Consider the following 12,557-nt stretch of genomic DNA (forward strand, 5'->3'; position numbering starts at 1 on the left):
CGGTGGCCCAGCGTCATCGCTCGGTTCCTTACAGTAGACAAGCCCCGCCGCCGCTGCCATGGGCCGAGTTCCCGATCGCGACGGTTGCGGCGGCGTCAATGACACGCGGTTCGCAGTCGGTCCTGCAGCCGACGCGTTAGGCTTGTCGCCATCACGGGGATGATGCCGGGGGCAGGATGAAGCACGGTCGATGGCTGCGCAGCACGGTGTGCCTGGCAGCGCTGGCAATGATGGGCAATGCGCGGGCCGATGCCGCGGCACAGAAAGTGCTGGACTGCATGCGCGCCAATGTGCCGATCAGCCTTCAGATCAAGGAGGTGGAACTCAAGTCCATCGACCGCGCCGGGGCCGAACGCGTGCTGACCGGCAAGGTCTACGCCAGCCGGATCGATGGCCTGGTCCGCGTGCTGCTGCTGATCTCGCGACCGCGCGATCTCGATGGTGCGGCCTACCTGCTGCGCGAAGGCGCGACCGGCGCCAAGGACGACATCTTCCTGTTCCTGCCGGCGATCCAGCGCGTGCGCCGCATCACCGGCGCTTCCGCCGACGGTTCGCTGCTCGGCACCGACTTCAGCTACAACGACATGAAGCAGTTGCAGAACGCATTCGGCGATGCCGTGGCCACGCTCGACAAGCCGACGATGATCGAGCAGCGTCCGGTGCAGGTGCTGAACCTCGCACCGCTCGCCGGTGCGCCGGCGCGCTACAGCCGCGTGCGCGCTTACGTCGATGACAAGGCCTGTGTCGCGTTGAAAGTGGAGTTCCTCGAAGGCAATGCCGTTCGCAAGGAACTGACGGCGCCGGTGGCCGGCCTGCAGCGCTCGGAAGGCTACTGGTATCTGTCCGACATCCTGATGCGCGACCTGAAGGACAAGACCAGCACGCGGCTCAAGGTGGTCGGCGTCGCCAGCGGCGACAAGGACCTGCCGTCGCGCCTGTTCGATCCGACCAGCTTCTACCGCGCGCACTGACGTTCCCGATCCGCGCGTGATCCCGTCATGAACACGGTAGCCTGGCTCGGCGCAGTGGCACGGCGCCCGCGCACGGTGCTGGCCACGGTCGCGATCGCCAGCCTGATCGCGCTGCTGATCTGCATCGATCCGCTGACCCGCAGCGTCCGTTTCCATGTCGACCCGTCGGCCGAGGCGCTGCTGCCGGCGCACGATCCCGGACGCGCCGTGCTCGAACAGGTGCGCCAGACCTTCGGCGAGGACGATCCGCTGATCGTCGCGGTGCGCTTCGAGCCGCAGGTGCTGACGGCGGCCAATCTCGAAAAGGTTGCCGCGCTGACCGAGCGCTTCAAGGCGCTGCCCGGCGTCACCGGCGTGTTCTCGCTGGCAACGGCGCCGAATCTGCAGGCGACGGGCGACGAGATCGACGTCACCACGTTCACCGAACAGGCGCGCGCGAACCCGGCGCTGATCGATGGTTTCGCCGGCCAGATCGCGGCGAATCCGCTGTATCGCGGCACGCTGGTGGCCGATGACGGCGCCACGGCGGCGTTCGCGCTGACGGTGCCCGATCTGTCGCCGAAGGACTATCTGGCGGCGGATTTCGAAGGCCAGCTCCGGCGCGCGGCGGCCGACATCGCCGGGGACTCCAAAGTCCACCTCAGCGGCACGCTGCCGGTGCGCGCGGCCACCAGCGGCGCGCTGGACCGGACCTTGCGCTTCACCGTGCCGGCGGTGTTCGCGGTGATCGCGGTGTTCCTGCTGGGCGCTTTCCGCAGCCCGGTGGCGGCACTGTCGGCGCTGCTCGCTGTCGGCATCGCGCTGCTGTGGACGGTGGCGAGCGCGGTGCTGCTCGGCATCCGCTTCAATCTGGTCAGCGCCATCGTGCCGCCGCTGGTGATCACCATCGGGCTGTCGTACACGATCCACCTGCTGTCGGCGCATTTCCTGTCGAACAGCACGATCCCGGCGGCGCGTCCGACGCAACGCGCCGAGTGGGTGATGCGCCGGATCTCGACCGGCCTGACGCTGTCGGCGACGACCACCGTCATCGGCTTCCTGTCGCTGCTGCTGAACCCGCTGCCGGCCGTGCGCGATTTCGCCTGGCTGGCGAGCCTCGGCACCTTGTACATGGGCGCGCTGACGCACCTGTTCCTGCCGGCGCTGCTGAACGCTGGCGGCGTGCGCAAGCCGCTGCCGTCGATCGCCGCGCGTTTCTTCATTCCGTTCGCGGCACGGCTCACGGCGTTCAACCTGCGTCATCGTCGCGCGATCATCGCCGTGGCCGCCGTGCTGATCGTCATCGGCTTTGCTGCGGCCGCGCGGATTCGCAGCGGCGCCGATTTCATCGCGAGCTTCGCCGAGACCACGACCGTCCGGCAGGATTTCGAAGCGATCAGCAAGACCTTCAATGGCGCGAACTTCATCACCGTCTATCTCGACGGCCAGTTGCCGGAAGCCCTGACCAACCCGACCGTGATCGAGGCCATCGGCAGCTTTCAGGACTGGCTGCGGGCGCAGCCGGAAGTGGGGCAGGCGGTGTCGTTCGTCGATCAGCTGAAGCTGACCAATCTGGCGCTGAACAACAACGACCCGCTGTACTTCGCCATCCCCGACAACGCCCCGGCGATCAAGCAGATCCTGCTGTTCTCGAGCGGCGAGGCGCAGGCCCGCCTGATCGACCCGCAGTACCGCAGCGCGCTGATGTCGGTGCGGATCAATGTCGACGGCTCGCTGGCCATCGGCGATTTCCTCGAGCGGGTCGAAGCGCGGATGGCGGAACTGCCGCCGCCGGTGCAGGCGCGGCTGACCGGCAGCCCGGTGCTGGCCACGCGTGCCGTGAACCAGCTGGCCAGTGGCCATTTCGCGTCGATCATCATCGCCGTCATCGCGATCTGGGTGCTGCTGTCGCTGATGTTCACGTCGGCGCGCGCCGGTCTGATCGCGACCTTGCCGAACATCGTGCCGATCGCGGTCTACTTCGGCACGCTCGGCGTGCTCGGCATTCCGCTGAACCCGACGACCAGCCTGATCGCCTGCATCGTGCTCGGCATCGCCGTCAACGATACCGTGCACTTCCTCGCGCGGTTCAACAGCGATGCCCGCGAGCAGGGCAAGGAAGCCGGCGCGGTGCGCTCGGCGCTCGAGGCCGTGCTGCGACCGATCACGATGGCGACGATCTCGCTGTGCCTCGGTTTCCTCGTGTTCACCGGCAGCGAACTGCGCAATCAGGTGCAGTTCGGCGCGCTCGGCGCGTGGACCTTGTTCATGGCACTGATCGCGGACATGACGCTGACGCCGGCGCTCGGCTCGCGGCTGCGCATCGTCACCCTGTGGGACCTGCTGCGGCTCGATCTGGGCCGCAGCCCGCAGCACACGATTCCGCTGCTGTCCGGCCTGTCGAACCGGCAGGCGCGGCTGTTCGCGCTGATGTCGCGGCTGGAGCGGCAGCCGGCCGGTACCCGGATCATTCAGGAAGGCGAGATGGCGCGGGACATCTACGTCGTCGTCGATGGCACGGTCGAGGCCACGGTGGAGCGCGACGACGAGAAGCGCGTGCTGTCGACGATGTCGCGCGGCGCGGTGATGGGCGAGGCCGGTTACTTCGGCCAGCGCCGCACGGCCAGTGTCGACACCGTGACCGATGTCCGGCTGCTGCGCTTCAACTCGCAGGATCTGGAGCGCCTGCGCGAACGCTATCCGGCAATCGCGGCGACCGTGTTCCGGAATCTGAACCGGATCCAGGCCGAGCGCATCGCGCGCATGACGGCACTGGTGCGCTGACGCCGCATGCGCTGCGGAAGGGGCCGCGAACAGCGCCGCGGGTGACGCTGCCGGACAGCGCCGCTGCCATACTGCGCGCCATCGCTTGCACTCCATTCGAAACGCTCATCGGGGACAACACATGCTCAGGAAATGGCTCATCGCCGCGGTCGTCGCGGCACCGGTCGTGGCGGCGGCGCAGGGTCCGCAGGCGGCACCGATCAAGACCACCCGGATCGCCGGCTCGGTCTCGATGCTGGAAGGCGTCGGCGGCAACATCGGCGTGTCGAGCGGGCCGGACGGCATCGTCATTATCGACGACCAGTACGCGGTGATGTCCGACAACATCCGCAAGGCCCTGCAGGCGCTCGGACCGCAGCCGCTGAAGTTCATCGTCAACACGCACTGGCACGGCGACCACACCGGCGGCAACGAAGGCTTCGGCAAGGCCGGTGCCGTGATCGTGGCGCATGACAACGTCCGCAAGCGGATGAGCACCGAACAGTTCATCAAGGCCTTCGGCCTCAAGGTGCCGGCATCGCCCGCCGCCGCGCTGCCGGTGATCACGTTCGCCGAAGCGGTGACGTTCCACCTGAACGGTGACGAGATCAGCGTCACGCACGTCGAGGCCGGCCACACCGACGGCGACAGCATCGTGCTGTTCAAGAAGGCCAACGTGTTGCACACCGGCGACCTGTTCACCAACGGCACGTATCCGTTCATCGACGTGTCGAGCGGTGGATCGATCGATGGCGTCATCGCCAATGTCGGCCGGCTGATCAACAGCGTCGACGACGACACGAGGATCATTCCGGGCCACGGTCCGCTGGGCGACCGTCAGGCGCTGATCGCGTACCGCGACATGCTGTCGACGGTTCGCGGACGCTTGAAGGCGGCGATCCAGCGCGGCGACAGTCTGGCCAAGATCCAGTCGGACAAGCCGACGGCCGATCTCGATGCCGTCTGGGGCAAGGGTTTCCTGAAGCCGGAGCAGTTCGTCGCGATCGTCCACGCGAGCCTGCTGGCGCCGCCGTCGGACAACTGAGTCGCCGACGCAGGCGCACCGCCACCGGATGTCCCGCTACCGCGAGCCGCAGCCGAAAAGCTCTCCGTACATCACCGCGGAGGGCGCGGCGCGACTCAAGGCCGAGTACGACCAGCTCTGGCGGGTGCGCCGGCCGGAGGTGGTGCGGGCGCTGTCGGCGGCGGCAGCCGAGGGCGATCGTTCCGAAAACGCCGAATACATCTACAGAAAGAAGGAGTTGCGCGAGATCGACCGCCGCGTGCACTACCTGCAGATGCGCATTCCGGATCTGAAGGTGGTCGACGCAGCACCCGGTGACCCGAGCAAGGTGTTCTTCGGCGCCTGGATCGACGTGGCCGACGATGCCGGTGTCGAGCATCGCTACCGGATCGTCGGCGCCGACGAGATCGACCCGCCACGCGGCTACATCAGCATCGACTCGCCGCTGGCGCGGGCGCTGCTGAAGCGTTCGGAAGGGGATGTGGTGAAGGTCGCGCTGCCCGGCGGGGAAAGCGAACTGGAATTGCTGGCGGTGCGTTACGGCGCTTCGCCGTGACGCACTCCGGATTCAGCGCGGGCGCTTGATGCGATCAAGCGCCCGCGGACGACCTGCGATCAGGCAACGCCTTTGAACTGCTTGGTGATCTGGCCGATGCGCTCGCCGTACAGACGGGCGGTTTCCAGATCGCCCGGCAGCGGGCCTTCGTCGGGGCCGACGTCGCTCGGTGACTGCGCCAGCGCTCCGGAAAACGCGCCGAGGTAGTTGACGTCGTTGCGCGTGGCCTTGCCCGAGTTCGATGGCATCAGCCCGGTGCCGACCCAGATCATGCTGTGCTGCATGGCCAGCGTGATCAGGTACTGGATCGTGGCGCCCTTGTCGCCGTTCATCGATGCCGAATTGGTGAAGCCGCCGGCGATCTTGTTCTTCCACTTCTGGCCGAACCATGGCTTGGAGCTGGCATCGGCAAACTTCTTGAAGTCCGCCGAGACGCCGCCCATGTAGGTCGGCGAGCCGAAGATGATGGCGTCGGCCTCTTCCAGCGCGGTCCAGACGTGATCGTTGAGATCGGCGACGTTGATCAGCTGCACGCCGATGCCGCCGACGCCGGCCACGCCTGCCCCGACGCTTTCCGCCTGCTTCTTGGTGTGGCCATAGCCGCTGTGATAGGCGATGACGATCTTGACCTTGTTCATGTGCTTGCTCCTCGCGACTTGTCTGTTTGGTATCGAAAGGCACGCCCAGTTCGTGCCGATGGCGAACCTTAACCCGACGCATGCCAGATTTGTGTGAATGCCGCGGCTGTGCCTGCGGCCGGCTTGATGTCGATCAGCGTGGCGTTCGTGACGGCGGCACGGCGGCCTCCACTACAATGCAGGATGGCCCGTACCCCTGATGACAGCTCGTCCGATCGCCTGATGTCTGCCGGCGTCCGCACCGACGAAGACCGCGTCGACCGCGCGATCCGCCCGCAGCGGCTCGAGGATTACGTCGGCCAGCCGGCGGTGCGCGAGCAGATGGGCATCGCCATCGCCGCCACGCGCGCGCGCGCCGAAGCACTCGATCACGTGCTGATCTTCGGGCCGCCAGGCCTCGGCAAGACCACGCTGGCGCACATCCTCGCCGCCGAACTGGGCGTGAATCTGCGCCAGACCTCCGGCCCGGTGCTGGAGAAGGCCGGCGACCTCGCGGCCCTGCTGACCAATCTGGAGCCGCGCGACATCCTGTTCGTCGACGAGATCCACCGCCTGTCGCCGGTGGTCGAGGAAGTGCTGTACCCGGCGATGGAGGATTACCAGCTCGACATCATGATCGGCGAGGGGCCTGCCGCGCGTTCGATCCGGCTGGACCTGCCGCCGTTCACGCTGATCGGCGCGACCACGCGCGCCGGCAGCCTGACCGGGCCGCTGCGCGACCGCTTCGGGATCATCCAGCGGCTCGAGTTCTACTCGGTGGCCGACCTGACGATGATCGTGAAGCGTTCGGCCGGCATTCTCGGCGTGCCGGTCGAGGAAGAGGGCGCCTACGAGATCGCCCGGCGCTCGCGCGGCACGCCGCGCATCGCCAACCGTCTGTTGCGCCGCGTGCGCGACTACGCCGAAGTGCGCGGCACCGGCGTGATCAGCGCCGCGATCGCCGCCGCAGCGCTGAAGATGCTTGATGTCGATGCCCAAGGCTTCGACCTGATGGACCGCAAGCTGATGATGGCGCTGATCGAGCGCTTCGACGGCGGCCCGGCCGGACTCGACAACCTGGCGGCAGCCATCGGCGAGGCCCGCGACACCATCGAGGACGTGATCGAGCCGTACCTGATCCAGCAGGGCTATCTGCTGCGCACACCGCGCGGGCGCATGGTCGGCAAGCTGGCCTATCTCCATTACGGCATCGCCCAGCCGAAACGGCACGAGGCCGACCTGTTCAGCGACGGCGAGTGAGCGAACCCGCGCATTGCCCCGCGCGCGCTCCGCGCCATCGTCCGCCGGCTGTCTTGCTGCGCTGCGACATCCGCTACCATTACAGTGACTTGCCAGTGAAATCCGGATGAACCCAGCGCTGTTCACGTGGCCCCTGCGGGTCTATTACGAAGATACCGACGTCAGTGGCGTGGTCTATCACGCGAACTACCTGAAGTTCTTCGAGCGCGCCCGCACCGAGTGGCTGCGTGCGCTGGGCTATTCGCAGGAGGCGCTGCGACACGAGGTTCAGGTGGCGTTCACGGTCAGCCACGTAGAAGTCGCGTTTCGAATGCCGGCGCGGCTCGACGACGAGCTGATCGCGAGTGTCGCGGTCACCGAGTGTCGACGTGCCAGCCTGACGATGGCTCAGGAGCTTCGGCTGGCGCAGGACGCAACGCGGCTGCTGGCGACGGCGCAGGTGCGCGTGGCCTGTGTCGACGCCGTGCAGTTCAAGCCCTGCGGTCTGCCCGCGGGCCTGCGCGAGCGGCTGGTGCCGCGTCTGCCGCAGCCGGCGCGGCAAGCGACAACCCATTGATCAAGAAAGATAAAAGGAAGAATTGCGCATGAGTGGCACGATCTCGCTGTCGCAACTGGTACTGCAGGCCAGCATCCCGGTCCAGCTGGTGATGGGCGCGCTGCTGGCGGCGTCGCTGACGTCCTGGGCGGTGATCCTCGCCAAGCGCGGACTGCTGGCGCGCATCCAGAATCAGGCGATCGCGTTCGAGGCCAAGTTCTGGTCCGGCGGCTCGCTCGCCGATCTGTACGAAGGCTTGCGGCGAGGTCGTGATCCCGAGGAAGGCCTGCCGCAGATCTTCCGGGCCGGTTACGAGGAATACACGCGGCAGCAGTCGCTGAAGGGCCAGACCGACGACGCGCTGGCCGCCGTGCAGCGCCAGATGCGCGTGGCGATGTCGCGCGAGACCGAGAAGCTCGAAGGCGGGCTGAGCCTGCTGGCCACGATCGGCTCGACCAGCCCGTACGTGGGCCTGCTCGGCACCGTATGGGGGATCATCAATGCCTTCGTCGCGATCGGCAACGTCAAGCAGGCCACGCTGGCGAGCGTTGCGCCCGGCATTGCCGAGGCGCTGATCGCGACCGCCATCGGCCTGTTCGCGGCGATTCCGGCGGTCATCGCCTACAACTTCTTCACCGCGCGGGTCGACAGCATCGAGAATCGCTTCTCGACGTTTGCGGAAGAAATGACCGGCATTGTCGAACGCGGCCTGCGCGGCGGCTCGAGGAACGCCTGATGGCGGGCTCGGTGTCACCGAAGAAGGGCAAGCGCCGGCTCGCGGCGGAAATGAACGTCGTGCCGTACATCGACGTGATGCTCGTATTGCTGGTGATCTTCATGGTCACCGCGCCACTGCTGACGCAGGGCATCGACGTCGAACTGCCGCAGGCGAGTGCCGAAACGATCACCGCCGACGACGAGCCGCTGACCCTGTTCGTCAATGCCCGCGGCGAGTATTTCCTCGACGCCGGCGGCGATACCAAGAAGCCGCTCGGCGACCAGACGGTGATCGACCGCGTCGGTGCGGTGCTGCGCAACAAGCCGCAGACCCTGGTGCTGATCCGCGCGGACAAGGCCGTGACCTATGACCGCGTGGCCAACGGCATGTCGCTGCTGCAGGCGGCCGGTGCCGCGAAGATCGGCTTCGTCACCGATGCCCCGAGCGTGCCGCGCGGCGCGGACAAACCGACGCGCGGATGAAGCTTTCGTCGCGCCACTTCGTTGCGGCGGTTGCGCTGCATCTCGCCGTATTCGGCCTGCTGTTCAGCGGCGTGCAGTGCGGCCGCGTGCCGGAGCCGGTCAACATCATTCAGGGCCAGCTGATTTCGTCGAAGGAACTGCCGAAGCCGCAGGCCGAGCCGAAAGCACCGCCAACGCCGGAACCGCCGGCACCGGAACCGGAAACGCCGAAGGCGAATCCCGAGCCGCCGAAGCCGGACCCGCAGGAAGTGCTGCGCGAGAAGAAGGCGGAGGAGGCGAAAGCCGCCGAAGCCAAGCGCGAGCAGGAGGTCAAGGCGGCCGAGCAGAAGGCCGCGCAGGACGCGCTGCTCAAAAAGCAGGCGGCGGAAGTCGCCGACAAGAAGCGGCTGGCCGAGGAAGCGAAGAAGAAGAAGGAAGCCGAAAACGCGAAGCGCGAGGAAGAACTGGCGCGCGCGGCGATCGAGGAAGAGGAAAAGCGGCTGCAGGCCGACAAGAAGAACAAGGCCGAGCAGGCCAAGCGCGATGCCGAAGCCAAGCGCGTGCGCGAAGCCGAACTCGCGGCCGCTCTCGGCGCCGAGGCGGAACAGCGCTCGGCGCAGGAGATCAGCTTGTGGGCCACGCAGCTGACGGCGGCGATCCAGCGGGTCTGGACCCGTCCGTCGACCGTCGACAACAACCTGAAATGCGTGATCAACATGCAGCTGTCGGCGACGGGTGAAGTGCTGTCGGCGAGCATCCGCACGCCAAGCGGCAACAGCCTGTTCGACGAATCCGTGCTGCGCGCGGTCTACAAGGCAAGCCCGATGCCGTTGCCGCGGGATCCCACCGTCTTCAAGCCCGGCATCAACATCACCTTCGTGCCGCGCTGACACCCACCCGAACGAATCAGGACATGGCCATGAACAAGATCCTTGCGGGACTCCTGCTGTCGACCAGCTTCGCGGCGTCGGCCGATCTCGACATCACCGTGGTCGGCGGCGCCCGGGCCGCGCAGCCGATCGCCGTCGTGCCGTTCGCGCAGGCGACCGGCCAGCCGGCCGACATCGCCGCGATCATCGCCGCCGATCTCGATCGCAGCGGCCTGTTCCGTTCGCTGAAACGCGACGACATGAAGGGCTTCGACCCGCTGCCGACCGAGGAAGCGCAGGTCGACTACCGCACCTGGCGTGCGCTGGGTCAGGAAGCGCTGGTGATCGGCCGCGTGCAGGCCTTCACCGGCTGGGTCGCGAAGGCCAATGCCGAACTGTTCGACGTCTTCCGCACGACCAAGACCCTGAACATCGAGGCGTCGGCCACGCGCGCCAGCGACTGGCGTTCGATGGCGCACAAGATGGCCGACCAGATCTACGAAAAGCTGACCGGCGTGCGCGGCGTGTTCGACACCCGCATCGCCTATGTCACCGTCGCCAATGTCGGCGGGCGGCGTCAGTACAAGCTGATCTGGGCCGATGCCGACGGCGAGAACCCGCGCGAGATCGCGCGCAGCTTCGAGCCGCTGCTGTCGCCGGCGTGGTCGCCGGACGGCAAGCGGATCGCGTATGTGACGTTCGAAGGCGGGCGTTCGAAAGTCATCATCCAGACGCCGGCGACCGGCGAATACGTGACCTTCCTCGGCGAGAAGGGCATCAACAGCGCGCCGGCCTGGACCCCCGACGGCAACAAGCTGGTGGTGACGCTGAGCTTCCAGAAGAATTCCGATCTCTACGTCATCGACCTGGCGACCAAGGCTCGTCGCCGGCTGACCGACAGTTTCGCGATCGACACCTCGCCAACCGTTTCGCCCGATGGCCGGACCGTCGCGTTCCTGTCCGATCGCAGCGGAACCGCGCAGATCTACACGGTCAGCATCGATGGAGGCGAGGCACGGCGGCTGACTTTCGACGGACGGCGCAACGAGCAGCCCCGTTTTTCGCCAGATGGCAAGACTCTTGCACTAGTCAACTACGACGGTTCCGGTTATCGTATTGGGCTTGTGGATGTCGCAACCAAGGCCATGCGCCTGGTCAGTGACGGACCGCTGGATGAAGGTCCGAGCTTTGCCCCAAACAGTGCCGTCGTGATCTACACACGCCAGGGTCCCAGTGGCGCGGAACTCGCGACCGTTTCGACGGATGGTGCAGTGCGGCAACAGTTGCGGCACACTGGTGAGGTTCGTGAACCGGCTTGGGCACCGTACGCCAAGCCCTGAGCTTGTCAAGATTTCGTTAGTAGAGTTTTCCTGTCCGCGTCTTCTATTCGTTTTTGCTGTCGTCATGGAGTGTAAAAAAATGCTGAACAACAAGTGGTTTGCCTGCGCTACCCTCGCTCTCACTGCCGTCGCCACCGGCTGCTCCAGCACCGGCGACAAGAATGCCAATGCTGCTGCCGAGCCGGTCAAGCAGACGACCACCTCGCAGGGCTCGCCGGCTTCGACCGCCGCAGCCGCGTCGACCACCGGCACCCGTCCGGCCTCGACCCAGAGCGTCGTCTACTTCGACTTCGACTCGAGCGATCTGAAGCCGGAATCGAAGGACGTGGTTGCTGCCTGGGCCCGTTACCTGACCGCCAACCCGACCGCGAAGGCCCAGCTGCAGGGCAACACCGACGAGCGCGGCACCCGCGAGTACAACATCTCGCTCGGCGAGCGCCGCTCGGCCGCCGTCGGCGCCGCGCTGCAGTCGGCCGGCGTTGCCGCTGGCCAGCTCGAACTGACCTCGAACGGCGAAGAGAAGCCGGTCGCCACGGGTCACGACGAAGCCTCGTGGTCGCAGAACCGTCGCGTCGAGATCGTCGGCCAGTAATAATCGGCCTTCGATTCGAAACGAGATCGGCCACCGTGATCGACATGGACAAGTCCCGCAAGCTGTTCCGCGCCACTGCTCCGCTGCTTGCAGCGCTGACTCTGGCCGGGTGTGCGTCGAATTACGGTGGTCCGATCAACGGCGAGCAGGCGCTGAGTCCGGAAGAGCGGCGCCTGCAAGCGGTCGAGACGAAAGTCGCCGAGCTGTCGCGTCGCATCACCGCGAACGATGCCGGACGCGATCAGAAGTCGAGTCAGGAGTTGGGCCAGTTGCGCGGTCTGATCGAGCAGTTGCGTTACGACTTCGACCAGGCGCAGCGGCGCAACCAGGAACTGGCCGGTTCGCTCGACGGTCGCCTGAAGACACTCGAAGCGGCTGCATTGGCCGCGGCTCCAGCCACGCTGGACGGCAGTCTGCCGCCGGGCGCAGTGCCCGGCGCCGTGACGCCACCGGTGGGTGCGGCGCCCGCCAGTTCGGCGGCCGACGAGGAAGCGCTCTACCTGCGCAGCTTCGATCAGTTGAAGGCAGCGAAGTACGACGATGCCATTCGCGGTTTCAAGTCGATGCTCGACAAGTACCCGCAAGGCAATTATTCCGACAACGCCTGGTACTGGACCGGCGAGTGTCATTACATCAAGAAGGACTATCCGGCCGCGCTGTCGAGCTACCGCTCGCTGCTCGAGAAGTTTCCGGCCAGCCCGAAGGTGCCGGATGCGTTGCTGAAGACCGGCATCATCCAGCAGGAACAGAAGAAGAATGATCAGGCGCGAGCCGCTTACCAGCGCGTGATCAAGGAATTCCCGAACGCCAGCGCCGCCGCGCAGGCACGCAGCCGACTGGCACAGCTGAAATAGTGCGCCTGTGACCTCGCT

General features: G+C 66.5%; 13 protein-coding genes. 12 read left to right on the top strand and 1 reads right to left on the bottom strand.

Annotation, left to right across the window (positions count from 1 at the left end; translation table 11 throughout):
* The first annotated feature begins 176 nt into the window (after positions 1 to 176).
* The 4 genes from QZ951_RS05670 to greB all read left to right on the top strand — a co-directional run bounded on the left by QZ951_RS05670 (position 177) and on the right by greB (position 5,293).
* Positions 177 to 971, top strand: a complete 795-nt coding sequence (locus QZ951_RS05670; RefSeq protein ID WP_292999465.1) for an outer membrane lipoprotein-sorting protein — start codon at positions 177 to 179, stop codon at positions 969 to 971.
* 27 nt (positions 972 to 998) lie between these two features.
* Positions 999 to 3,734 (top strand): efflux RND transporter permease subunit, encoded by a 2,736-nt coding sequence (locus QZ951_RS05675; RefSeq protein ID WP_292999467.1) that lies wholly within the window; start codon positions 999 to 1,001, stop codon positions 3,732 to 3,734.
* 121 nt (positions 3,735 to 3,855) lie between these two features.
* Positions 3,856 to 4,758, top strand: a complete 903-nt coding sequence (locus tag QZ951_RS05680; RefSeq protein ID WP_292999469.1) for an MBL fold metallo-hydrolase — start codon at positions 3,856 to 3,858, stop codon at positions 4,756 to 4,758.
* Between the two features lie 28 nt (positions 4,759 to 4,786).
* A complete protein-coding gene (gene greB, locus QZ951_RS05685; protein ID WP_292999471.1) occupies positions 4,787 to 5,293 on the top strand; it encodes a transcription elongation factor GreB in 507 nt (168 codons plus the stop codon).
* 59 nt (positions 5,294 to 5,352) lie between these two features.
* Here greB and QZ951_RS05690 read toward each other — a convergent pair whose 3' ends face one another.
* Positions 5,353 to 5,931 carry a flavodoxin family protein gene (locus QZ951_RS05690; RefSeq protein ID WP_292999473.1) on the bottom strand — a complete coding sequence of 193 codons (579 nt, stop codon included), beginning with the start codon at positions 5,929 to 5,931 and terminating at the stop codon, positions 5,353 to 5,355.
* A 183-nt stretch (positions 5,932 to 6,114) separates the two neighbouring features.
* On the opposite strand from QZ951_RS05690, the gene ruvB reads away from it, so the two are divergent.
* The 8 genes from ruvB (at position 6,115) to ybgF (ending at position 12,539) form a co-directional block, all read left to right on the top strand.
* The gene (ruvB, locus tag QZ951_RS05695; RefSeq protein ID WP_292999475.1) at positions 6,115 to 7,170 is read left to right on the top strand and encodes a Holliday junction branch migration DNA helicase RuvB; all 1,056 of its coding nucleotides are present in this window, start codon (positions 6,115 to 6,117) and stop codon (positions 7,168 to 7,170) included.
* Between the two features lie 106 nt (positions 7,171 to 7,276).
* Positions 7,277 to 7,726: a tol-pal system-associated acyl-CoA thioesterase gene (ybgC, locus tag QZ951_RS05700; protein ID WP_292999477.1), complete on the top strand. Its 450-nt coding sequence runs from the start codon at positions 7,277 to 7,279 to the stop codon at positions 7,724 to 7,726.
* Between the two features lie 28 nt (positions 7,727 to 7,754).
* On the top strand, positions 7,755 to 8,441 hold the full coding sequence (tolQ, locus tag QZ951_RS05705) for a protein TolQ (RefSeq protein WP_292999479.1): 687 nt from the start codon (positions 7,755 to 7,757) through the stop codon (positions 8,439 to 8,441).
* Positions 8,441 to 8,905, top strand: a complete 465-nt coding sequence (tolR, locus tag QZ951_RS05710) for a protein TolR (protein ID WP_292999481.1) — start codon at positions 8,441 to 8,443, stop codon at positions 8,903 to 8,905. The genes tolQ and tolR overlap by 1 nt, the downstream gene beginning before the upstream one ends.
* Positions 8,902 to 9,774, top strand: a complete 873-nt coding sequence (gene tolA / locus QZ951_RS05715) for a cell envelope integrity protein TolA (RefSeq protein ID WP_292999483.1) — start codon at positions 8,902 to 8,904, stop codon at positions 9,772 to 9,774. The genes tolR and tolA overlap by 4 nt, the downstream gene beginning before the upstream one ends.
* Before the next feature lie 29 nt (positions 9,775 to 9,803).
* A complete protein-coding gene (gene tolB / locus QZ951_RS05720; protein ID WP_292999485.1) occupies positions 9,804 to 11,093 on the top strand; it encodes a Tol-Pal system beta propeller repeat protein TolB in 1,290 nt (429 codons plus the stop codon).
* Positions 11,094 to 11,172: 79 nt separating this feature from the next.
* Positions 11,173 to 11,685: a peptidoglycan-associated lipoprotein Pal gene (pal, locus tag QZ951_RS05725; protein ID WP_292999487.1), complete on the top strand. Its 513-nt coding sequence runs from the start codon at positions 11,173 to 11,175 to the stop codon at positions 11,683 to 11,685.
* A gap of 44 nt (positions 11,686 to 11,729) precedes the next feature.
* Positions 11,730 to 12,539, top strand: a complete 810-nt coding sequence (ybgF, locus tag QZ951_RS05730; protein ID WP_292999489.1) for a tol-pal system protein YbgF — start codon at positions 11,730 to 11,732, stop codon at positions 12,537 to 12,539.
* Positions 12,540 to 12,557 lie beyond the last annotated feature (18 nt).

The sequence above is a fragment of the Nevskia sp. genome (genome assembly GCF_021732705.1).
Classification (GTDB): domain Bacteria; phylum Pseudomonadota; class Gammaproteobacteria; order Nevskiales; family Nevskiaceae; genus Nevskia.